This window comes from Streptomyces sp. NPDC002742, assembly GCF_042888885.1.
GTDB lineage: Bacteria > Actinomycetota > Actinomycetes > Streptomycetales > Streptomycetaceae > Streptomyces.
In genome coordinates, this window is sequence record NZ_JBIAQF010000011.1 from 160,523 (window position 1) to 181,634 (window position 21,112).

Here is a 21,112-nt window from a genome sequence, read left to right on the forward strand (position 1 = left end):
AAGGGAGGCAGAGCATGGCCCTTACCACCCGTCGCAGAGCCCTCACCACCCTCGGCGCCGCCCTCGCGGGCTCGTTCGCCCTGCCCGCGTCGCGGGCCCTGGCCGGCGAGGCGAAGCCCCGCACGCGCCCCCTGTGGCGCGCCCACGCGCACAACGACTACGAGCACCCGCGCCCCCTCTTCGACGCCCTCGACCACCGCTTCGGCAGTGTCGAGGCGGACATCTACCTCGTGGGGGACCAACTCCTCGTCGCCCACGACCCGGTGGAGCTCGACCCCACCCGCACCCTCGAATCCCTCTACCTCGAACCGCTGGCCGCCCGCGTCAGGGCCAACCACGGCTCGGTGTACAGGGGGCACCGCACGCCGCTGCAACTGCTCGTCGACATCAAGACCGAGGGCTCCTCGACGTACCTCGAACTCGACCGTCATCTGCGCCGCTACCGGCACCTGTTCACGAGGTACGCGCACGGCCGGGTGCACCCCGGCCCGGTCACGGCCGTGATCTCCGGGGACCGCGCCGCGCGCGTGCCCATGGAGGCGCAGACCGAGCGGCTCGCCTTCTACGACGGCCGGCTCGCCGACCTCGGCAGCACCGCCCCCGCCTCCTTCGTCCCGCTGATCAGTGACAACTGGACACTCAACTTCAGCTGGCTGGGCGAGGGCCCGTTCCCGGGCGCCGAGCGCGAGAAACTGCGGAGCATCATGGCGGCCGCGCACGCGCGCCGGCAGAAGGTCCGGTTCTGGGCCACCCCCGACCTCGCGGGTCCGACACGCGAGGCGCTCTGGCGCGAACTCCTCGCCGCCGACGTCGACTACCTCAACACCGATGACCTGGGCGGTCTCGAAGAGTTCCTGGACGCTTACGACCGACGGTAGAAGACCACCCGTTCGGGGGACACGTCAGCCGCCCGGACGATCCCTCCGCTACGCCACACTTACGGCCGAACGCCGCGAAGTGGACGTGGCGGAGGAGGTTGACGATGGCCATTTCCATCTCTGCGGTGCTGTTTCTCCTGGTGCTGGCGGTGATCTTCCTGCGCAGCGGCGGGCTGAAGATGTCGCACGCGCTGATCTGCGCCCTGCTCGGGTTCCTGCTGGCGGGCACGAGCATGGCCCCGACCATCCACAGCGGTCTCACCGCGACGGCGGACATCGTGGGCAGCCTGACGCCATGACGTGCCGCCGCGTCACGGGCGCGTGAACACCCCGATTCCGTTCGGGACGGGTCGCTCGGCGCCGCCGCTCGGGTGGTTGAGGACGCTGACCGCGTCCGCCCCCGTCTGCCGGGCGACCATGGTCGTGGATCCGCCGCCGTCCAGGCTGAAGGCGTCCTGCGACCCCAACTCCTTCATCGTCGCCGTCACTTCGGCGATGGTCAGCCCGTTGCGGTACGCCGGGGCGCCGTCCAGGGCGAGGAGCTGCATCCGGCGCCCGTGGTCGGAGAAGCCCACCGCGGTCCGTACGGCGGAGGTCTTGTCGTCCAGACCCGGCAGCGGCACTCCGTCGGTCATCATCGGATAGCCCCCGACCGCGAACCTGTACGGCACCCGGGAGGAGTTCGCCACCAGCCGGTGCCGCACACCGACCCACTCGCCCACGGACAGTTTCCGCAGCTCCTGGGCGCCCGCCTCGCGGCCGACCAGCACGGTGGTGCCGGGTGCGATGGCTCCGCCGCCCGGAGTGTCGGCGGCCGACACGACCCGTCCGCGGCGGACCGTCACCTCGTAGGTGTCGGTGCTGCACGGCGCGGCCCGGTCCGTGTCCGTACCGCAGGTCGCGCGTACCCGCGAGACGCTGCCCCAGTCCGCGGTGAACGCGCCGACGGAGCCGACCGGGAGCGCGTACTGGTTGAACCCGCCGAGCGGCCAGGTGCCGTCGGGGCTGCGGACGGACCCGTCGAGGGCCACGCTGTCCAGCCGGGCCCGGCGGTCGACGCCCACACCGAACACGTCCTCGGTGGTCGTGCCGGGCGGCAGTGCCGGCCCGAACCGCTGGCCGTCCGGGACCGCGGCCTTGAGCCCGCGGCCGCTCGCGATCGCCGGCCCCACGGTCGCGCCCGTCGCCTCGACGCCCGGATGCTGCGTCTCCGTGATGTTGAAGAAGTCGCCGTTGACCCCGGCGACCGCGCCCTGGGAGTCGGCAAGCTCGGACACGGGCTCCCTTGACGCCACGGCTCCGGGGTAGAGGAGGTCGACGCGCACATGGGGATTGCGCAGATCGACGGTCAACACATGGGCGTGCGCCACTCCCTTGGCCGCCGGGATGTCCAGCTGCGTGTACTCGACGCCGGGCGCGATGTCCGTCGCGCCCTCCGCGCCGCTGGCCGGTGCCGCCCCGGTCAGGGCCGCACCGGCCAGCGCTCCGCTTGCAGTGAAGACCGTCAGTGCCGTTCTGAACCGTCTGCCGCGACGTGTCACCGTGCCCCCTGATGTCTCGTCAACTTTCCCAGGACTCAGGGGAATTGCACCAGAGGTTGGTACCCGGGCCGGTGGCTAGGCGCCGACGACGCGGGAACGGATCAGAAAACGCACTCCTTCGGGTGCTTCGAGGGAGAAGCCGCTGCCCCGGCCCGGCACGACGTCCACGATCAGGCGCGTATGACTCCACAGCTCGTACTGGCTCTTCGAGATCCAGAAGTTGATCGGCTCGTCGACGCCCTCGACCTCCAGCTCGGCCAGCAGCACGTCGGAGCCGCCGGTGCGGAACTCGCCCTCCGGATAGCACATGGGCGCGCTGCCGTCGCAGCAGCCGCCCGACTGATGGAACATCAGCGGTCCGTGCTGGGTGCGCAGTCGCCGCAGCAGCTCGGCGGCCGCGGGCATCAGCTCCACGCGCGGGACGGCGTCCATCGGTTCTCCCTCTCGGATGTCACGGCTCTCACGGATCAGCCGACCATCCCGGACGTTGCGAGAGGGTTGCACCCGCCGGGCGAAGGAAGAGACCGGCCCCCGGTGACGCCCGCGTGATGCGGGTCGTCACCGAGGACCGGCCTCGGGAGCGCTCGTGCCGGCCGACGGGGTGTCAGCCATCGCCGTGGGCGCGTACGCGGTGGATCAGCAGATGCGCGGGAGCTGCTCACCGAGCGGCATGTCCACCACCCGGGTGCCGCCCAGGCCGGTGGCCGCGACCACCATGCCGGGGTGCTCGGGGACGCAGCGGCCGATCGCCACGGACTCCTTGCCCAGCGGGTGGGCGCGCATCGCGGCGAGCACGGCGTCGGCGTGCTCGGCCGCGACGAACGCCACCAGCTTGCCCTCGTTGGCCACGTACAGCGGGTCGAGGCCGAGGAAGGCGCAGGCGTTGGCGACCGTCTCCGGGACGGGCAGGGAGCGCTCGTCGAGCGCGATGCCGACCCGCGCCGCCGCGGCGATCTCGTTCAGGGAGGTGGCCAGACCGCCGCGGGTCGGGTCGCGCAGCACATGGAGGTCGGGGCAGACGGCCAGCATGTCCGCGACCAGACCGGCGAGCGACGCGGTGTCGCTCTGGATCTCGACGCCGAACTCCAGGCCCTCCCGGACGCTCATGATGGCCACCCCGTGCACGCCGATCGGCCCGCTGACCAGCACCACGTCACCGGGTGCCGCGCGCTGCGGGCGGATGTCGACGCCGTCCGGGATCAGGCCGATCCCGGCGGTGTTGATGAAGATGCCGTCGCCGTGGCCCGCGTCGACGACCTTCGTGTCGCCGGTCGCGATCACCACGCCGGCCGTCCTGGCCGCCTCGCCCAGCGCCTCGGCCACGCGTCCCACGACGGAGAGCTCGACGCCCTCCTCCAGGATGAACCCGCAGGAGAGGTAGGCCGGTACGGCCCCCGCCATGGCCAGGTCGTTGACCGTGCCGTTGACCGCGAGGTCCCCGATGCTGCCGCCGGGGAAGAACAGCGGCCGTACGACGAAGGAGTCCGTGGAGAAGGCGAGCCGGGCGCCGCCCATCAGCAGATGCGCGGAGTCGCCGAGCTCGGCGAGCACATCGCTGCCGAAGGCGGGCGCGAACAGGTGCTCGACCAGTTCCGCGGAGAGAGTGCCGCCACCGCCGTGCCCCATGACGATCCTGTCGTGGTCGCGCAGCGGCGCCGGGCAGGTCCAGGAGGAGAAGTCGGCGGGAGCGTAGGCGGAGTCAGCCAACGGAGCTCGCCTCCTTGTCCGGGGTCTCCAGCCGCCGGTAGAGGTAGTAGGCGGCGCACGCGCCCTCGCTGGAGACCATGGTCGCGCCCAGCGGATTGCGCGGGGTGCACTCCTTGCCGAACGCGGCGCACTCGTGCGGCTTGATGAGGCCCTGGAGCACCTCGCCGCTGCGGCAGACGGTCGACTCCTCGGTCTCGATGCCGGTCACCGAGAAGCGGTGCTCGGCGTCGAACTCGCGGTACTTCGGCGACAGCCGCCAGCCGCTCAGCGGGATCATGCCGATCCCGCGCCAGGCCCGGTCGGTCACCTCGAAGACGTCGGAGAGCATGGCGCGGGCCGCCGGGCTTCCCTCGGGCTGTACCGCGCGCGGGTAGGCGTTCTCCACGGTGTGCTGTCCGGCCTCCAGTTGCCGCACCGCGCGGCGGATGCCCTCCAGGATGTCGAGCGGCTCGAAGCCCGTCACCACGATCGGCACCCGGTGCCGCTCGGCGAGTTCGGGATACTCGGCCATGCCCATCACCGTGCAGACGTGCCCGGCGGCGAGGAACGCCTGCACCCGGCAGTCCGGCGAGTTCATGATCGCGTCGATGGCCGGGGGCACCTTGACGTGCGAGACCAGCAGGCTGAAGTTGGCGATGCCCAGCTTCTTGGCCTGATAGACGGTCATCGCGTTGGGCGGCGCCGTGGTCTCGAAGCCGATGCCGAAGAACACGACCTGGCGGTCGGGGTTCTCCTGCGCGATCTTCAGCGCGTCCAGCGGCGAGTAGACGACGCGGACGTCCGCGCCCTCGCTCTTGACCTTGAACAGGTCCCGTCCGCTGCCGGGCACGCGCAGCATGTCGCCGAAGGAGCAGAAGATCACGTCCGGACGGGAGGCGATCTCCAGCGCCTTGTCGATGATCTCCAGCGGGGTCACACAGACCGGGCAGCCCGGCCCGTGGATCAACTCGATCTCCTCGGGGAGGAGTTGGTCGATGCCATGGCGGATGATCGAGTGCGTCTGGCCGCCGCAGACCTCCATGATCGACCAGGGCCGGGTGGTGACCGCCCTGATGTCGTCGAAGAGCCGCTTGGCGAGGACCGGGTCGCTGAACTCGTCCAGGTACTTCATGACCGCGCCTCCTTCTCGGCGCCCTCCAGGGGCGGGAGTCCGGTTCCTGCGGGGCGTTCGGCGCCGGCGTCCCGGGCGGCCCTGCCCCAGGCGTCGCCGAACTCCTCCTCCAGCACCCCGAGGTTCTCGAAGAGCTCCAGGGTCTGCTTCGCGGACTCCTCGTCCAGTCGCTGCAACGCGAATCCCACGTGGACGATGGCGTAGTCGCCGACCTTCATGTCCGGCACGTACTCCAGACACACGTCCTTGACGACACCGCCGAAGTCCACCTTGGCCATCCGCGTCGCGTCGCGTTCCTCGATCTCCAGCACTCGGCCGGGTACGGCCAGACACATGACTCGCTCCTGACTCGCGCCAACGCTTCCGTCGCGCGCTAGTCCCGTGCTCGGGCGGCGACGATCAGTTGCCCGAGGGCCAGACCGCCGTCGTTGGGGGGAACCCGGTGGTGCCTCAGTACGGTGAAGCCGTCCCGTTCCAGGACGGCGCCGCAGCCCTCGGTGAGCAGGGCGTTGCAGAACACCCCGCCGCTGAGGGCGACCGTGCGGATGCCGGTCCTTGCTCGTGCCACCGTGCACACCTCCAGGACCAGGTCGACCACTGCCCGATGGAACCGACGTGCCACCGGCCCGGCCGTGACACCGGCCCGGACGTCCGCGACGGCGGCGGCCAGGACCGGCGCCGGATCGGCGATCAGCGGCGCCTCGGGGTCCTGACGGACCGCTCTCAGCATGAACCGGTACGCGTCGTTCCGCTCGTCGTCGGCGAGCGGGCCCGCCAGGTCGTCCAGCGCCGCGCTCTCCAGCTCCATCGCCGCCTGCGCCTCGTACTCCACCCGGTGGCAGACCCCCGCGAGCGAGGACACCGCGTCGAAAAGGCGTCCCATGCTGGACGTGGGAACGCAGTTGAGGCCCCGTTCCAGCTGCCGTCCGAGCAGCCTCCGCTCCTCGGGAGTGGCGGCCGCCGCGCACGGCAGCTCGTCCCGCCAGGGCAGTCCCGCCGCCCGCAGATGCGACAGCGCCATCCGGTACGGGTTGCGTACGGCCGCGTCGCCGCCCGGCAGCGGCACATAGCCCAGATGGGCGAACCGCCGGTATCCGTCGTAGTCGGCGAGCAGCACCTCACCGCCCCACACGGCACCGTCGTCGCCGTAACCGGTCCCGTCGAAGGCGACCCCGATCACCGGCGCCGAACCGTCCAGACCGTGCTCGGCCATCGCCGAGGCGACATGGGCGTGGTGGTGCTGCACCTGGCGCAGCGTCAGGCCGCGGGCCTCGGCGGCGCGCCGCGCCCACTGGGTGGCGCGATAGCCGGGATGCCGGTCGGCGACCAACAGGCGCGGTGCGACGGCGGTGAGGTCCGTCAGATGGCCGGTCGCCCGCTCGAAGGCGGTCAGGGTGGCCAGGTCGTCCATGTCCCCGACGTGCGCGGACAGCCAGGCGTAACGGCCGTCCCCGGCGCAGAAGGTGTTCTTGAGGTCCCCGCCCACGGCCAGCGCCGGGACCACCGGCACCGGCAGCGCGATCGGGAAGGGCGCGTAGCCGCGCGACCGGCGCACCGGAAGCTCGGCGCCCGCGCACACCCGGACCACCGAGTCGTCGCAGGGCACATGGACGGGCCGGTCGTGGGCGAGCCAGGCGTCGGCGAGCCCCGCCAGCCGGGTCAGTGCCTCGTCGTCGTCCGTGACGATGGGCTCGCCCGAGCGGTTTCCGCTGGTCATGACGAGGACGGCCGGCCCCGGCGGATCTCCGGGCAGACCGAGCAGCAGCCGGTGCACCGGCGTGTACGGGAGCATGAAGCCGAGGTCGGGGCTGCCCGGAGCGACCCCCGCCGCGAGCTCGCCACCGGCGCTCGCCCGCCGCCGCAGCAGGACCACCGGCTTGCGCGGCCCGAGGAGCAACTCCCGTTCCACCGGGCCGACATGGGCCAGCCGCCGGACGGTCTCCAGCGAGCCGGCCAGCACCGCGAAAGGCTTGCCGCCGCGGTTCTTGCGCTTGCGCAGCGTGCGCACGGCCGCGGGATCCCCCGCGTCGCACGCCAGGTGGTAGCCGCCGATCCCCTTGACCGCCACCACGGCGCCCTCGGCCAGCAGCCGACGGGCCTCGGCGATCGCCTGCCCGTCGCACAGCTCGCCCGGATCGTCCGGCCCGGTGCGCAGGGTGAGCCGGGGACCGCAGGCGGGGCAGGCGATCGGCTGGGCGTGGAAGCGCCGGTCGGCCGGGTCCGCGTACTCACGGGCGCAGTCCGCGCACATGGGGAACCCCGCCATGGTGGTGCTGTCCCGGTCGTACGGCAGCGAGGTCACGATGGTGAACCGCGGTCCGCAGTGCGTGCAGGTGATGAACGGGTGACGGTACCGCCGGTCGGCGGGGTCCGCGAGTTCGCTCAGACAGGCGTCGCAGGTGGCGGTGTCGGGGGAGACGAGCGTGCGTCCCGGCCCGCCGGAGGAGGGGCGGATGGTGAACACCGAGCCGCCGTTCTCCAGGGGCACGGCACGGTGTTCGACCGATTCGACGACCGCGAGCGGCGGCGGCCGCGTACCGATCCGCGCGCAGAACGCCGCCACGTCGGCGGCCGGGCCCTCCACCTCGGCCTCGACGCCCCGCGCGTTGTTGGTGACCCAGCCGGTCAGCCCGAGCTCCTCCGCGAGGGTGTACACGAAGGGGCGGAACCCCACTCCCTGGACGACCCCCGTGACGGTGATGTGCCTGCGCTCGCGCCCCGGGGTTCGCTTCACCGCGGATGCCCCTGCGCCTGTTCCCGGCTCGGGCCGGCCCCGGCTTCCCGCGCATGCGGATGCCCGTCGGGGTGCGGGTGCCCGTCCGCGCCCTCGTGCCCGTCGGCATGCGGGTGTTCGTGGCCGTTCTCGTGGCTGTGCAGGTATCGCTCGTGCTGCCGCGCCAGGACCGGTACGTGCCTCTCGTCACCGGCCGCGCAGCGCAGGACGTGGGCCAGCAGCGCGTCGACACCCTGACCGGTGCGGGCCGAGGTGTCCAGGACCGGCACCCCGGGATTGACCTGCTGGACCCCCCGCAGGAACGCCTCCCGGTCGAAGCCGACGGCGTCCGCGATGTCGGTCTTGGTGATCACGACCAGGTGCGCGAGTCCGAAGGCCGCCGGGTACTTGACCGGCTTGTCCTCGCCCTCGGTCACCGACGCGAGCGCGATGCGCAGGGTCTCCCCGAGGTCGTAGGAGGCGGGGCAGACCAGATTGCCGACGTTCTCGACGAACAGCAGCCGGGTGCCCTCGGGCAGCCAGCCCTCCAGCCGCCGCCGGAGCATGCCCGCCTCCAGATGGCACAGCCCGTCGGTGAGGATCTGTTGCACCGGGGCGCCGGAGCGGGCCAGCCGGGTCGCGTCGTTCTCGGTCGCCAGGTCGGCGGTGACGGCGGCGGCCGGGGTACCGACCTCGACGGCGCGCGCCAACAGCCGTTCGAGCAGGGCCGTCTTGCCGCTGCCCGGACTCGACAGCAGATTGACCGCCACCGTGCCGCGGTCACCCAGATAGCCCCGCAGGGCCAGCGCGTTCTCGTCGTTCTTGGCGAGCACGGCCTGATGCAGGTCAACGGTGCGGCACATGGCTCGCCTCCTCGTCGCGTACCGGCAGCCCGGACGGCGCGGCCCGTGGCCCGTCGCCCGCGCTCTTCCCGTCCGGGGGCCCGTCGCTCAGCGTCACCCGGACGATCTCCAGTTCCCGGCCGCTGAGCAGGGTCAGGGTGGCCCCGCAATCGGCGCACCACAGCACCGGAGGCATCCCGGTCGGCGCCTCGCGCCCGCAGCCGTCGCAGCGGCCCCGCGCATCGACAGTCTCGATCAGCAGACGGGCCCCCGCCAGCGCGGTGCCCTCCGTCGCCAGCCCGAACGAGAAGTCCAGCGCCTCGGGCACCACTCCCGCCAGTTCGCCGATCCGCAAGGTCAGCGACGCGACCGCGCGGCCCTGTTCCCGCACGGCCTCCTCGACCTGTTCGACGACCGCCACGGCGATGGACAGCTCATGCACGGTGCTCACCTCCCGCCGCCGAGCAGCCGGCGGACGCCGCGGCGCCCGGATGTGGGGCGCGCGCATGCCTGGTTACTCTGAGAAGACGATGACCGGGCATGAGGTCGAGCGACGCGCTCTGCTCACCCCGGTGCTGCTCCTGTTGCTGGCCGAACGCCAAGGTCATGGCTACGAACTGGTGCAGCGCCTGGGCGCTTTCGGCTGCGGCGACGCGGACCAGGCGCATGTGTACCGGCTGCTGCGGGGCATGGAGAGCGGCGGTGAGGTCACCTCGCACTGGCACGCCTCGGAGAGCGGTCCCGCGCGCCGCGTCTACGCGATCACCCAGCAGGGCGCGATGAACCTCGCCCTGTGGTTCGTCCGCCTGGGTGAACTCCACGGCACCCTGCATCTCTTCCTCGAACGCTACGTGCAGCTCGAGGACGTCGGTGGCCGCGCGGGCCGGCGCGAGGGCGCGGGGCCCGGCGCCGGCCCGCGTCCACCGGATCATGCGCGGCCGCCGGATCACATGCGCCGCATGCGCAAGTAGCGGCGGATGTCCGACAGGTTCCTCGCGACTCCGTAGGCCACTACGAGGCCCGCGGCCAGGCCCACCCATTGCCATTCCATCCTTGCCTCCATCGCGGTCAGCTCCTCCGGGATACAGAGGTAGCGCGGTGTACCAGGTCGAGCACCAGGTCGGCGGCGGCCTCCACGGCATCGGCCACCGGGGGTGACAGCCCCATCCCCTCGTCCGTGTCGCGGGGTTCGCAGCCGATGACGTACACCTCCTCGGGGAGGGTGCCGCCCGCGCCGGCGTGCAGATCGTGCAGCAGGGCCAGCACGGTGGCCGGGTCCATGGCGTGCGTGTCCAGCGGCCCCGGCTCGGGCCGTGCCGCGGGGGGTTCGGGGCCCACGTCGATCGTGTAGAGCGTGCCCGGCGGCCCTCCGCGGCTGACGGTGTCCACCAGCACGAGGGTCCGGTAGCCCTCCAGCAGCCGGTAGGCCAGATGCACCCCGCGGATGCCGGCGTCCATCAGCTCGACGGCGGGCGGCAGTTCGGGCGTGCGGACGGTGAGCCGCCGTACGGTCTCCACCCCGAACCCGTCGTCCTGGAGGAACACGTTGCCGACTCCGGCGACCAGGACACGGCGGGTCCCGTCCGGCCCGCCGGTGCCGGACGCCTCGGTGCGATCAGGTCCGGTCGTCATGTCGCCTCCTCCTCCCTCAGCGGGGTCACCTCGTCGGGCTTGAAGTACAGGAAGCGGCCCTGGGCGCGGCGTACGTCGGTGCCGGGATCGTCGTCCACGACGACGGCGAGATGCGTCTCGCCGTCCAGGTCGCCGACCACGGCCTCGACCGTGGCGTGCCGGCCGCGGAGGAAGGCGTCCTGGGCGTCGGAGCGGCGGGCGCCGGGGGTCAGCAGGACCCGGCTGCCGGCCCGTACGGTCTCGCCGTCGATGACGACGACGCCCGGCACCTCGGTGGCTTCGGCGTCCTGCGCCGGGTCCCACCAGGGGTGTCCGGGGCCCTGAGGCAGACTCAGCCCGGTGTCGGGAGCAGCGGGGAGCGGCTCGCCCGTGAGGTCCTCGCCGGTGATCTCGCGCAGCCCCCGGATCGCCCCGTGCAGCCGTTCGCGGACCGCCTCCGGCATGTCGTCGACCAGGTCGATGACCCCGGCGGCGCGGGCGTCCGTGCCGCGCGCCTCGCGCTTCTCCCGTTCGGTGAGCGCGGCCGTGCGCAGCGAGAGGATCTCGTCGATCTCGGTGGCGTCGTAGAGGGGCCCCGGGCTCTCCTCGGCGACGGCGGGGTGGTCCTCCAGGATGATCGGCGAGGACAGCATGACGTCGTCCGTGCCGGGCGGGCCCGCGAGTACGGGCCAGGTGTGGTCGTTGCGACAGCTCGCCGCTGCCGGGCGGGCCCACTCGGGCGGGTCGGTCAGCGACAGGAAGCGTCCCCCGGGCACACCGAGCAACAGATGGGTACCGATCAGGCTGTGCGCGAGGGCGGTCTCGCGGTCGGTGCCCGCGCCCTCCGGGGCGGTGGTGGTGTTGTGCACGCTCACCGTGAGCCGCAGCACCCGGTAGGGCCCCGGCAACTCCTCGACGCGCGGGCGCAGTTCGCCCGTCAGACGCTTCCTGCGCCGCACCAGACGGCCCAGTGTCCGGCCCTCGGCGTCGGCCACCGGCTCGTACTCGACGGCGTCCGGCAGGTCGAACCGTACGGCGTGGGCGGCGGCCTGATCGCCCATCAGCTCGGCGAACGTCTCATGGATCAGGACGCGTTCCTCGTGCCCCTCGTCCCACGGCACCAACACCCGGTCGGGAAGCTCCAGTTCCGGTACCTCCGTGTAGCCGCCGTCGGCGTCGAGCCGTTCGACCGTGCGCCGCCGCACGTGCAGGAAGCGCAGTTCGGCGTGGAGCCGGTCGCCGTCGCGCGGCTCCAGCAGGCACTCGGTGCGCTGGACGGAGTGCTCTCCGGTCGTGGCGGTCCAGGCGGGGGGCACCAGAACGCCGAACTGCCAGCGCAGTTGGTTCTTCGCGGCCGAGGCGCGGTAGGGGTAGAGGACGTACCCCTCGAACAGGACGGTGTCCGCGATCGTGCGGGCCTGCTCGAAGCGGTTCTCCAGGGGATTGCTCATCTCAGTCGGCCCCCTTCTTCGCGTCGGCGCCGGCGAGGAGTTCGTCGAAGACCCGCTCCCAGGACGGCAGGGCGCGCGAGGAGCGGTAGCGGCGCAGGGCGTCAAGCACGTCCAGCCGGACGCGCAGCCAGCCCGAGTTGGGGAAGTACTGCTCGATCATGTTCCGCCACACGTCCACCGGCATCCGGTACGACGTCTCCTTGTGCCACGGCACCGGCTCGGCCCGGAAGCCGTCCCGGCCGGTGAACACCGTGCCGGAGAAGAGCAGCAGCAGTGGGACCTCGCCGCGGGACAGTGCCCGGAAGTACGACGCGGACGCGACCTCCGTGTCGTAGGTGCAGGGCACCGGCAGATCGACCTCCGTCGAACCGGTGAACCCCGGGACGGTGATGGAGGCGTGGGCGAACTGCAACGGCTTGAGCGTGCTGCTCCAGCGGCTCGGCTCGCCGAACAGGTCGCCCAGCATGCCGACCTCCTCCGGTTCGTAGGTCCGCCCGGCGGGCTCGATACGGATCTGGCAGCGCAGCGCGAGGGCGTGCACCGGCTGGTGGTCGGCCTCCTCGATGCGCAGCCCGAACAACAGCGTGGGCCCGGCCCCGTACGGCTCGGGGCGCACACCGGTGCAGGTGAACTGGAGATCGGTCACGGGGCGCCCCCGGGGTGCCTGGCCGGTCCGGCGGACTCCCCAGGAGCCGCGGAGACACCGCCTTCCGCCGGCGCGGCGGGGGTCTCGGATTCCGCCCATGCGGGGGAGGGCCCGGCTTCCGCCGCTGCGGCGGGCGTCCCACGTTCCGCGGGTGCGGTGGCGAGACCGGCTTGCGCCAGTGCGGCGGAGTCCTCGCTCTCCGCCGGCGCGGCCAGGGCCTCGGATTCCGTCGACCTGGCCGAGTGCCCGCCCTCCGCCGGTGCGACGGGGTTCTCGCGTTCCGGCGGTGCGGTGGGGGGCCCGGGGTGCGTCGACGCGGAGGAGGCCCCGGGGTGCGTCGATGCGCCGGTGGGTCCGGGTTCGGGGTCCAGCGGCCGGGCGGCCGCCGTGATCCGCTCGAAGAACTCGGCGATGTCCGCGCGTGCCTCGGCACCGCCGTCGAAGCCCTTCCAGTGCAGCCGCATCCGGCCGACCAACTCGTAGCAGACGTCGACCGGGACGAGCGTGCACGTCACCGAGCCGCCCCGGCCGCGGTGCAGCAGCAGCGCCTCCACATCGGGCTCCAGCAGCTCCGCGAGCCGGCTGCGCCCGAGCACCGCGTCCCACGTCAGAGGGTCGAGTTCGCTCTCGGTGGCGCCCGCCGGGCTCGGATAGAAGGCCGCGAGCCGGTCGAGCTCGGAGTTGCGGAAGAAGAAGGCGAGCGCGACCGGGATCTGCAGCCGGTTCCAGTCCGCCTCGTCCAGCTCGAACCCGGGATCGGTGAGATACCGGTCCGGGACGGCACGGAAGCGGCCCTGCCCCGCGCCCGGCCGGGTGAAGAGCAGATGGCAGGGCGGACAGGCGCATTTGAGGGACCGTCGGGAGGTGTCGACGAGATGCCGGTGCGCGGCGGGCAGCGGCTCCCCGCACAGGTCGCAGCGTTCGCCCTCGGGCGGCGGCCTACGGGTGAACTGCTTGAGGACGTCGGTGGTCATGGCCCCGCCCCCAGCAGCTCGCCGGGCAGTGCCACCCGCACCGACCCGTCCTCCTCCAGCAGCGGTACGGGCTCCAGGTGGCCCTGTTCGCCCCGGCCCGCCCGATGCACGTCGAACTCGGCGGCGCAGCCCGCGCACCGCAGCGACTCGCCGTCCAGGGCCGCCGGAGCGAGGCTCGCCGCGCAGACCGGGCAGCGGTCGCGGTAGGCGTAGAGCTGGCCCGGCAGCCGGACCAGCAGCAGGGTGCGGCCGGCGACCTCGGTGACCCCCGTTGCCCGGTCGCCCGCCGGCAGGGCGTGCGCGCCGAGGGTGTACCAGCGCGCCGGATCCCCGGGCTCCGCTGACGGCGCCGCCTCGCCCGCAGCGTCGTCCGGACGGTGCGGCAGGATCTGGAGCAGCGCCGGCTGCGGGCTCTCCTCGGCCATCCCCTCGACCTCGATGTGTTCGACCTCGGGGGCGATCCGGGCGACCGCCTCCTCGATGGTCCAGCGCACGGTCTGGGTGGAGGAGGGACAGCCGTCGCAGCTCCCGCGCAGTTTGAGCCGCAGTGTCGGACCGTCGGCCGCCTCCAGGTCGAGCCCGGCGACCTCGACGTCGCCGGCGTGCGAGCCGAGGTAGGGGCGGACCTTGTCGAGGGCGCGGCCCACCCGGGTCGCGGTGTCCTCGGGATGCAGATCGTGCAGGATCAGCAGATCGCTGACCAGTTCGTCGGCGGTGAGGACGGCGAGGGGATCCGCGCGGTCCGGTGCGGAGCGCAGCAGGCGTACGGTCCGGGCCAGGCCCTCGCCGTAGAACTCCATGAGGCAGCGCACGAGTTCGTCCGCGGTGTCGCGCGCCTCCGGTCCCGCCTGCTGCGCCAGCTCGTCGAGCAGCGCGCCTATCCGCTCGCCCGTCTCCTGTCCGGCCATCGGCAAGCCCCTCTCCTGAGAAAGGTCAGATCCTGCGGGAGGTCAGATCCTGGGGAACGTCCAGATCCTGGGGAAGGCCGGATCTGGGGAAGGTCGGATCCTGGGGAGGGTCAGACCGCCAGTCCGCTGAGCCCGGTCGGCATGTGCGTCTGCTCGACGGTCTTCCCGCCACCGACGTACATGTGCACGCCGCACGGCAGACACGGGTCGAAGCTGCGGACGGCCCGCATGATGTCGATGCCCTTGAAGTTCTCGGGCGGGTTCTCCTCGAAGATGGGGGTGTTCTGCACCGCGTCCTCGTACGGGCCCGGCGTGCCGTAGCTGTCGCGCACACTGCCGTTCCACGGGGTCGGCGGGTACGGGTGGTAGTTGGCGATCTTGCCGTCCCTGATCACCATGTGGTGCGAGAGCACACCCCGGACCGCCTCGGTGAAGCCGCAGCCGATCGACTCGTCCGGCACGTCGAACTTCTCCCAGGTCTGGGTGCGTCCGGCGCGCACCTCCTCCATCGCCCGCTCGGCGAAGTGGAGGGCGGCCGCGGCGGCGTACGCCTGGAAGTAGGTGCGGGCCCGGTTGCGTTCGAGGGCGTTGCTCCACTGCGGGATCTTCCACTCCAGCGCCATCTCCGGCTTGGTCATCGTGCGCGGCAGGTTGATCTGCACGCTGTGCCCGGTGGCCTTGATGTAGCCGATGTCGACGAGCCCGGACAGCGCCGTGGACCACAGCCGGGCGATCGGACCGCCGCCGGTGTCCAGCGCCAGATGGTCGGTGCCGTCGAACCAGCGCGGCGACATCACCCAGCTGTACTTGTCGTCGAAGTCCCGCTTCTGCGGGGCCGGGATGGTGTGCTGGTTCCAGGGGTGCCGTTCGTCGACGGGGTTCCCGAGCGGGTCCCGTTCGACGAACTTCTCCATGCCCGACCAGTCCTCGTAGTACGAACTGCCGAGCAGGATGCGGATGCCGAGGTTGATGTCGACGAGGCTGTTGGTGACGAGCTTGCCGTCCACGATGACACCCGGGGTGACGAACATCCGCCGGCCCCAGTTCTCCATGTTGGCGTACTGGAAGTCGCAGTACTCCGGGTCGTTCAGCGCGCCCCAGCACCCCAGCAGCACCCGGCGCCTGCCCACTTCCTCGTACCCGGGCAGCGCCTCGTAGAAGAAGTCGAAGAGGTCGTCGTGGAGCGGGACGACCCGCTTCATGAACTCCACGTAGCGGGTGAGCCGGGTCAGGTAGTCGGTGAAGAGCTGGATGGTCGCTACCGTGCCGACACCGCCCGGGTAGAGCGTGGAGGGGTGCACATGGCGGCCCTCCATCAGACAGAACATCTCCCGTGTGTAGCGGCTCACCTGGAGCGCCTCACGGTAGAACTCGCCCTCCAGCGGGTTGAGCGAACGCATGATGTCGGCGATCGTGCGGTAGCCGTGGTCGGCCGCGTGCGGGGCCTCGGTGCGCTCGGCGAGTTCGAGCACGCCGGGGTTGGTCTCGCGGACCATCCGCTCGCAGTAGTCCACACCCACCAGGTTCTCCTGGAAGATGTTGTGGTCGAACATGTACTCCGCGGCCTCGCCGAGGTTGATGATCCACTCGCCGAGGTGCGGGGGTGCCACGCCGTACGCCATGTTCTGGGCGTAGACCGAGCAGGTCGCGTGGTTGTCGCCGCAGATGCCGCAGATCCGGCTGGTGATGAAGTGCGCGTCACGCGGGTCCTTGCCGCGCATGAACACGCTGTACCCGCGGAAGACGGACGAGGTGCTGTAGCACTCCGCGACCCGCTTCGCCTTGAAGTCGATCTTGGTGTGGATGCCGAGACTGCCCACGATGCGGGTGATCGGGTCCCACGACATCTCCGTGAGGCCGTCACCGGCCGGCTTGTTCGTCGCCGTCGCCATGGTGCCGCGCCACCTTCCTGTCGAGTGTCCTGCTCAGCGGGTAACCGTGGTCACCACGGGGCCTTGTAGCCGGTCGTGAGCTCCTCGCCCTTGCCGCGCCACTTCGGTTCCTTGTCGAGGGTCTTCGCGGTGATGTTCCGCAGCCGCCGTATGACGGATCCGTAGATACTGCTCGCCGTCGCGGACACATGGCCGCCCGGCGGCTCGTCCATGAACGGCATGAACTTGTCGGGGAAGCCCGGCATGGTGCAGGCGATGCAGATGCCCCCGACGTTCGGGCAGCCGCCCACGCCGTTGATCCAGCCGCGCTTGGGCACGTTGCACTTCACCACCGGACCCCAGCACCCGAGCTTGACCAGGCACTCCGGCGATCCGTACTCGGTGGCGAACTGTCCCTGCTCGTAGTAACCGGCACGGTCGCAGCCCTCGTGCACCGTGGCACCGAACAGCCAGGTCGGCCGCAGCTCCTCGTCCAGCGGGATCATGGGCGCGGCGCCCGCCGCCTGGTACAGCAGGTAGAGCAGGGTCTCGGAGGCGTTGTCCGGGTGCACGGGGCAGCCCGGGATGCAGACGATCGGAATGCCCGCCTTGGACTTCCACTCCCAGCCCAGGTAGTCCGGCACCCCCATCGCGCCGGTCGGATTGCCGGCCATCGCGTGGATGCCGCCGTACGTCGCACAGGTCCCGATGGCGACCACGGCGAGCGCCTTGGGCGTGAGCCGGTCGAGCCATTCACTGGTGGTGATCGGCTGACCCGTCTCCGGATCGTCCCCGAAGCCGCACCAGTAGCCCTCCGGCTTGACCCGCTCGTTCGGGATGGATCCCTCGACGACCAGCACGAAGGGCTCCAGCTCGCCCCGGTCGGCCTTGAAGAACCACTCGACGAAATTGTCGGCGCCCTGTACGGGCCCGCACTCGAAGTCGATCAGGGGCCAGTGGACCGCCACCTTGGGCAGTCCCGGCAGCGCACCGAGCGCCAGCTCCTCGATGCTCGGCTGGGTCGCGGCGGTCAGCGAGACCGAGTCCCCGTCGCAGCTCAGCCCCGCGTTGATCCAGAGAATGTGGACGGTCGGGTCGTCCTGCGCTTCGTCCTGCGCGGCGGCGTCGGCCGTCGTCGCGGTCGGGGCGTTCATGAGCCCTCCTGGGAATCAGCTCATTCAGGTCATAAATGGCCAAACGGCCTTTCTCATGGTTACCGCCCAGGAGGGGGCGCGGTAAGTGCGAACCGGCCCTATCGCCCGCGCGCACTGTCGCGGCGGGCGGGCCGCGGGGGCGGCGCCCTCACCGTCCGGACCCGCGGGCCAGGCACGGCGGCACCCCACCGGGGTATGCGCCGGACACCGGCCGACCGTCGAGCGCAGTCGCCGACGTGCCGGAATGCCGGAAAGCCGGAAAGCGTCCTTGAACGCTTTCCGGCACGTCGGCGTCACGCGAAACGCGTCACCGGGGCGACATCACTTGCCGTAGTAGGCGTTGTGGATCGTCAGCGTCGACTCGTTGCCCTGCTTGTCCGTGACGTCGGCGAGGAACGAGATGCCCTTGTCCTTCGCCGGGTTCCGCACGGAGATCCTGCCGCCCTCGACCTGCACGGGCTGCCAGGTCGTTCCGTCGTCGTAACTCACCGACACGACGAGCGACTTGAGGTTCTTCCCGGCCGCCGAGCCTTGCACGGTCACCGGGACCTGGACCGACGCGCCCGCCGGGGCGCGCGAGGCGAGGTCGACGGGGGCCGCGAAGCGGACCGTGGACACCGGCAGCGCCGTGGTGGCCGAGACCTCCTTGGAGCGGAACGTGAAGCCGGCGTCGATGCGGGTGGAGACCGAGGCGATCTTCGCCGAGCGCTCGACGGAGGTCGTCAGCCGGTATTCGGCGTCGGCGGAGTCAACGGTGAAGGGCTTCGCGCCGCTCAGCGCGTCGTCGTTCTCGCCGACCTTGACGCCGTCGCGGTACAGCGCCGACGTGGCCGAGGTGTACGTCGAGAAACCCACGTGGCCCTTGCCGTCGGCGAAGAGCGGCAGGGAGCCGATGAGTTGCTGCTCGCCCGTGGCCGGGTCGGGCGCGGTGCGGAAGACACCCATGTTCTCGCCCAGAAGCGGACCGAACACGCCGGTGTTGAACTTCTCGCGGTACGTCCTGCCGGCCTCGTAGCGCTTCGGCGCGGCCATCTCGTAGCCTGCGTCGAAGGCCGGGTAGCCCCACTTGTCGGGCTCGCCCAGCTGATCGACCTTGGTCAGCCACTTGACGCCGTCGGCAGTGGAGACGTAGAAGGTGCGCGTGCCGGGGGCCGCCTGTGGCGCCGTGAACCCGTTGCCCTCCGGCGCACCCGGCAGATGGGGGAACGGGGAAGCCAGAGCGGTCTTTCCGGCAGCGGAGGCACCGACGTGAACCTTGAGCGTCGCCAGCTCGTCCGCCTTCACGTGCTTGGTGTAGCCGGTCGCGACCTCCTGCGTCTTGCCGCCGTAGGCCACCGAGTACTGAGTGGTGGCGTCCTTGACGAAGTGGGCGTCCCAGGTCTGCAGGAGCGAGCCGTCCGTGACGGCCGGACCCAGGTGCGCGGTGCGGAAGCCGGTGAACCCCCTGAGCACCCAGCCGCTGCCGACGCGGCCGATCTCGGTCGCGCGCTCGTAGTAGGTCCCCCCGTAGTCCACCGTGTCGAGGCCGGGCACGGTGATGTCCACCGGTTCGGCGGTGCGCGCGTCGGCGGTGACCGTGGTGTCGCCGGAGATGTCCAGCTTCGGCTGCGCGATCCAGTCGGTGCCCTTGGTGAAGTCCGAGGGGTCCTGGTAGACGGCCGTGTCGAACGTGTACGAGCCCTTGGGTACGCGGATCTTGTGTGTGCCCGGCTCGTTGCCGATACGGACCTGGAAGCCCTTGGCGGGGCCGGCGACGCCGATCAGACTGTTGGAGAAGTTCCGCGCGTCGGTGCCGTCGCGGTCGATGGTCCTGAGCGTGACGTCGTAGGACTCCGCCTCGCGGACGGCCGTCGCGGCCGTGCGGACGGACTGGCCCGCGCCGATGGCGGTGACGTAGCCCGAGTAGGTGCCGTCGGCGTCACCGATCCTGGTGTCGGCGGTCAGGTCGACGTCGGTCCTGCCGCCGGCGGGCACGGTCACCCGGGTGGTGCCGAGCGCGAAGAACCCGGCCGGGGCCGGCTTTCCCGTCGGGTCCAGCGCGGACACCGACAGGTCGAGGGTGACGTCGCTGCTCCCGAGGTTGCGGTAGCCGATCTTCTGAGTGAGGGGCTGGTCGTCGGTGTGCGGCCACTGCGCGACGCCGAAGTTCAGCGAGACCGGATCGGCGATCACGTTCTGGGTCAGCGCCTTGTCGACCTGGACGCGGCCCGAGCCCTGCTGGAAGACGGTGTAGTCGCCGCCCTTGGCCGACGCGATCAGCGCGCCCTTGAGCTCGGCCGCCTTCCAGGTCGGGTGCTGCTGCTTGAGGATCGCCGCCGCCCCCGCGACGTGCGGGGTGGCCATGGAGGTGCCGTCGAGCCGCAGGTAGCCGGGGGCCGTGTGCGGGATACCGGGGTCGGTGTCGAACTGGCTGCCGGAGGCGGCGGCCGCGGTGATGGCGACGCCGGGGGCGGTCAGGTCCGGCTTCACGGCGCCGTCACCGACGCGCGGCCCGGTGCTGGAGAAGGACGCCAGCTTGTCGTCCTTGTCGACGGCGCCGACGGTCAGCGCGGCGTCCGCGCTGCCCGGCGAGCCCACCGTCGACTCGCCGTACTCGCCGTCGTTGCCCGCCGCGACGGCGAACAGGACCCCCTTCTCGGCGGACAGCCTGTCGACCTCCTCCTCGATCGGGTCGACGCCCGGGGAGTCCGAGCCGCCCAGGCTGAGGTTGACCACGTCCGCGCCCTCGTCGGCAGCCCACTCCATGCCCGCGATGATGGCGGAGTCGTCCCCGTATCCCTCGTCGTTGAGGACCTTGCCGCTCATCACCTCGGCACCCGGTGCGACGCCCTTGTACTTGCCGCCCGACTCGGCACCGGTTCCGGCGGCGATCGAGGCGACGTGCGTGCCGTGCCCGACGTGGTCCACCGTGTCGGGTGAGCCGGAGAAGTTCTTCTCCTCGATGACCTGGGTCTTCAGGTCTTCATGGGTCTTGTCGACGCCGGTGTCGAGGACGGCGATCTTGACGCCGGTGCCGTCGTACCCGGCCTCCCACGCCTTGTCGGCGCCGATCTGCTTGACGCTGCGGTCCAGGCTCGCCCTGCGTACCCCGTCCAGCCAGACCTTGTTGATGCCGGAGGCGGTGGCGCGCACGCCGCTCTTCCGCCGGTCGGTCAGCGCCTCCCACACCTTGGCCACGTCGTCCCGCGACGTACGGATGGCGTCGGCGTCGATGGCGGGGAACGCGCGCCGCAGCTGGGTGTCACCGGCCGAACGCACCTCGGCCCGTGCGGCGTCGGCGCCCCCGTCGTACTGCACGATCAGCTTGAGCCCGTCGCGCTGGCTCTTGCGCAGCAGCGGGTCGGTGAGCTCGCCGATGTCGAACAGCCGCTGGTCCAGCTTCCCCGTGGCGATGAGGCGCTGCGCGTCGCTGGGCACCACCAGCGTGTGGTCCTTGATGCGCTGCACCTGTACGGGTATGCGCTCACGGCCCTTGGCGGGCTCGAAGCCCACCATCCGGCCCTTGGCGCCGACCACCACACGGTCGCCCGTGATGAGCTGGATCCGCTGGTCGCCGCCGAAGCGTGTGGTGTTCGGCGCGGTCGTCCTGGTCGCCCCGATCGCTGTCGTGGGGCCGGTCATGCCTGCCACGAGGGCCACCGACGTGGCCGCTGTGACGGTTAAGACGCGTGCTCTCTTCACTGTTGGGCGCAAGTCTCCCCCAGG

19 protein-coding genes and 1 pseudogene are annotated in these 21,112 nt (G+C 71.5%); 3 read left to right on the forward strand and 17 right to left on the reverse strand.

From position 1 onward, the window contains the following. The first annotated feature begins 14 nt into the window (after positions 1-14). Both ACFYW8_RS21420 and ACFYW8_RS21425 read left to right on the forward strand, forming a co-directional pair. Positions 15-878, forward strand: coding sequence for a phosphatidylinositol-specific phospholipase C/glycerophosphodiester phosphodiesterase family protein (locus tag ACFYW8_RS21420; protein WP_389077838.1), 864 nt, complete (start codon positions 15-17; stop codon positions 876-878). Between the two features lie 104 nt (positions 879-982). Then, positions 983-1,177, forward strand: a complete 195-nt coding sequence (locus ACFYW8_RS21425) for a hypothetical protein (protein ID WP_365870537.1) — start codon at positions 983-985, stop codon at positions 1,175-1,177. A 12-nt stretch (positions 1,178-1,189) separates the two neighbouring features. On the opposite strand, the gene ACFYW8_RS21430 is transcribed toward ACFYW8_RS21425, so the two are convergent. From ACFYW8_RS21430 to ACFYW8_RS21465, 8 genes are all read right to left on the reverse strand, one after another. Next, positions 1,190-2,419: a phosphodiester glycosidase family protein gene (locus tag ACFYW8_RS21430; RefSeq protein ID WP_389077845.1), complete on the reverse strand. Its 1,230-nt coding sequence runs from the start codon at positions 2,417-2,419 to the stop codon at positions 1,190-1,192. A 75-nt stretch (positions 2,420-2,494) separates the two neighbouring features. Then, complete coding sequence (locus tag ACFYW8_RS21435; RefSeq protein WP_389077850.1) at positions 2,495-2,851, reverse strand: DUF779 domain-containing protein; 357 nt, start codon at positions 2,849-2,851, stop codon at positions 2,495-2,497. Between the two features lie 204 nt (positions 2,852-3,055). Further along, positions 3,056-4,045: a hydrogenase expression/formation protein HypE gene (gene hypE, locus ACFYW8_RS21440; RefSeq protein ID WP_389078408.1), complete on the reverse strand. Its 990-nt coding sequence runs from the start codon at positions 4,043-4,045 to the stop codon at positions 3,056-3,058. 73 nt (positions 4,046-4,118) lie between these two features. Further along, positions 4,119-5,237 (reverse strand): hydrogenase formation protein HypD, encoded by a 1,119-nt coding sequence (hypD, locus tag ACFYW8_RS21445; protein WP_389077854.1) that lies wholly within the window; start codon positions 5,235-5,237, stop codon positions 4,119-4,121. Continuing rightward, positions 5,234-5,572 carry a HypC/HybG/HupF family hydrogenase formation chaperone gene (locus ACFYW8_RS21450; RefSeq protein ID WP_103550655.1) on the reverse strand — a complete coding sequence of 113 codons (339 nt, stop codon included), beginning with the start codon at positions 5,570-5,572 and terminating at the stop codon, positions 5,234-5,236. The genes hypD and ACFYW8_RS21450 overlap by 4 nt, the downstream gene beginning before the upstream one ends. A gap of 38 nt (positions 5,573-5,610) precedes the next feature. Further along, complete coding sequence (gene hypF / locus ACFYW8_RS21455; RefSeq protein WP_389077858.1) at positions 5,611-7,971, reverse strand: carbamoyltransferase HypF; 2,361 nt, start codon at positions 7,969-7,971, stop codon at positions 5,611-5,613. Next, on the reverse strand, positions 7,968-8,813 hold the full coding sequence (gene hypB / locus ACFYW8_RS21460; protein ID WP_389077861.1) for a hydrogenase nickel incorporation protein HypB: 846 nt from the start codon (positions 8,811-8,813) through the stop codon (positions 7,968-7,970). The genes hypF and hypB overlap by 4 nt, the downstream gene beginning before the upstream one ends. Next, a complete protein-coding gene (locus ACFYW8_RS21465; protein WP_389077865.1) occupies positions 8,797-9,234 on the reverse strand; it encodes a hydrogenase maturation nickel metallochaperone HypA in 438 nt (145 codons plus the stop codon). Before ACFYW8_RS21465 ends, hypB begins: the two co-directional genes overlap by 17 nt. A 64-nt stretch (positions 9,235-9,298) precedes the next feature. Between ACFYW8_RS21465 and ACFYW8_RS21470 the strand changes: the two genes are divergently transcribed. Then, a complete protein-coding gene (locus ACFYW8_RS21470; protein ID WP_365870529.1) occupies positions 9,299-9,763 on the forward strand; it encodes a helix-turn-helix transcriptional regulator in 465 nt (154 codons plus the stop codon). Here ACFYW8_RS21470 and ACFYW8_RS21475 read toward each other — a convergent pair. The 9 genes and pseudogenes from ACFYW8_RS21475 to ACFYW8_RS21515 form a co-directional block, all read right to left on the reverse strand. Beyond that, entirely contained in the window at positions 9,739-9,843 is a 105-nt protein-coding gene (locus tag ACFYW8_RS21475) for a DUF6893 family small protein (RefSeq protein WP_376453418.1), read from the reverse strand. The two genes, ACFYW8_RS21470 and ACFYW8_RS21475, sit on opposite strands and share 25 nt — an antisense overlap. Before the next feature lie 17 nt (positions 9,844-9,860). Then, entirely contained in the window at positions 9,861-10,424 is a 564-nt protein-coding gene (locus ACFYW8_RS21480; RefSeq protein WP_389077873.1) for a hydrogenase maturation protease, read from the reverse strand. Next, the gene (locus tag ACFYW8_RS21485; protein ID WP_389077877.1) at positions 10,421-11,854 is read right to left on the reverse strand and encodes a hypothetical protein; all 1,434 of its coding nucleotides are present in this window, start codon (positions 11,852-11,854) and stop codon (positions 10,421-10,423) included. The genes ACFYW8_RS21480 and ACFYW8_RS21485 overlap by 4 nt, the downstream gene beginning before the upstream one ends. Before the next feature lies 1 nt (position 11,855). Next, positions 11,856-12,500 (reverse strand): DUF6084 family protein, encoded by a 645-nt coding sequence (locus tag ACFYW8_RS21490; protein WP_365870526.1) that lies wholly within the window; start codon positions 12,498-12,500, stop codon positions 11,856-11,858. Between the two features lie 368 nt (positions 12,501-12,868). Then, positions 12,869-13,474: pseudogene (locus tag ACFYW8_RS21495) on the reverse strand (DUF5947 family protein); the annotation flags it as partial. Next, complete coding sequence (locus tag ACFYW8_RS21500) at positions 13,471-14,382, reverse strand: NifU family protein (protein WP_389077883.1); 912 nt, start codon at positions 14,380-14,382, stop codon at positions 13,471-13,473. The gene ACFYW8_RS21500 and the pseudogene ACFYW8_RS21495, both read right to left, overlap by 4 nt. Positions 14,383-14,492: 110 nt before the next feature. Then, positions 14,493-16,274: a nickel-dependent hydrogenase large subunit gene (locus ACFYW8_RS21505; protein ID WP_389077888.1), complete on the reverse strand. Its 1,782-nt coding sequence runs from the start codon at positions 16,272-16,274 to the stop codon at positions 14,493-14,495. A 50-nt stretch (positions 16,275-16,324) separates the two neighbouring features. After that, entirely contained in the window at positions 16,325-17,407 is a 1,083-nt protein-coding gene (locus tag ACFYW8_RS21510; protein WP_389077891.1) for a hydrogenase expression protein HypE, read from the reverse strand. A 321-nt stretch (positions 17,408-17,728) separates the two neighbouring features. Beyond that, positions 17,729-21,028 carry a S8 family serine peptidase gene (locus ACFYW8_RS21515; protein ID WP_389077894.1) on the reverse strand — a complete coding sequence of 1,100 codons (3,300 nt, stop codon included), beginning with the start codon at positions 21,026-21,028 and terminating at the stop codon, positions 17,729-17,731. Between the last annotated feature and the right edge of the window lie 84 nt (positions 21,029-21,112).

What these genes read in the sequence shown, in the direction of transcription:
- ACFYW8_RS21500 (WP_389077883.1), bottom strand. Translation starts at nt 14,382, where the DNA reads ATGGCCGGACAGGAGACGGGCGAGCGGATAGGCGCGCTGCTCGACGAG.
- ACFYW8_RS21515 (WP_389077894.1), bottom strand. Translation starts at nt 21,028, where the DNA reads ATGACCGGCCCCACGACAGCGATCGGGGCGACCAGGACGACCGCGCCG.
- ACFYW8_RS21435 (WP_389077850.1), bottom strand. Translation starts at nt 2,851, where the DNA reads ATGGACGCCGTCCCGCGCGTGGAGCTGATGCCCGCGGCCGCCGAGCTG.
- ACFYW8_RS21485 (WP_389077877.1), bottom strand. Translation starts at nt 11,854, where the DNA reads ATGAGCAATCCCCTGGAGAACCGCTTCGAGCAGGCCCGCACGATCGCG.
- ACFYW8_RS21420 (WP_389077838.1), top strand. Translation starts at nt 15, where the DNA reads ATGGCCCTTACCACCCGTCGCAGAGCCCTCACCACCCTCGGCGCCGCC.
- ACFYW8_RS21480 (WP_389077873.1), bottom strand. Translation starts at nt 10,424, where the DNA reads ATGACGACCGGACCTGATCGCACCGAGGCGTCCGGCACCGGCGGGCCG.
- hypE (WP_389078408.1), bottom strand. Translation starts at nt 4,045, where the DNA reads ATGGGGCACGGCGGTGGCGGCACTCTCTCCGCGGAACTGGTCGAGCAC.
- ACFYW8_RS21425 (WP_365870537.1), top strand. Translation starts at nt 983, where the DNA reads ATGGCCATTTCCATCTCTGCGGTGCTGTTTCTCCTGGTGCTGGCGGTG.
- ACFYW8_RS21510 (WP_389077891.1), bottom strand. Translation starts at nt 17,407, where the DNA reads ATGAACGCCCCGACCGCGACGACGGCCGACGCCGCCGCGCAGGACGAA.
- hypD (WP_389077854.1), bottom strand. Translation starts at nt 5,237, where the DNA reads ATGAAGTACCTGGACGAGTTCAGCGACCCGGTCCTCGCCAAGCGGCTC.
- ACFYW8_RS21475 (WP_376453418.1), bottom strand. Translation starts at nt 9,843, where the DNA reads ATGGAATGGCAATGGGTGGGCCTGGCCGCGGGCCTCGTAGTGGCCTAC.
- ACFYW8_RS21505 (WP_389077888.1), bottom strand. Translation starts at nt 16,274, where the DNA reads ATGGCGACGGCGACGAACAAGCCGGCCGGTGACGGCCTCACGGAGATG.
- hypB (WP_389077861.1), bottom strand. Translation starts at nt 8,813, where the DNA reads ATGTGCCGCACCGTTGACCTGCATCAGGCCGTGCTCGCCAAGAACGAC.
- ACFYW8_RS21470 (WP_365870529.1), top strand. Translation starts at nt 9,299, where the DNA reads ATGCCTGGTTACTCTGAGAAGACGATGACCGGGCATGAGGTCGAGCGA.
- ACFYW8_RS21450 (WP_103550655.1), bottom strand. Translation starts at nt 5,572, where the DNA reads ATGTGTCTGGCCGTACCCGGCCGAGTGCTGGAGATCGAGGAACGCGAC.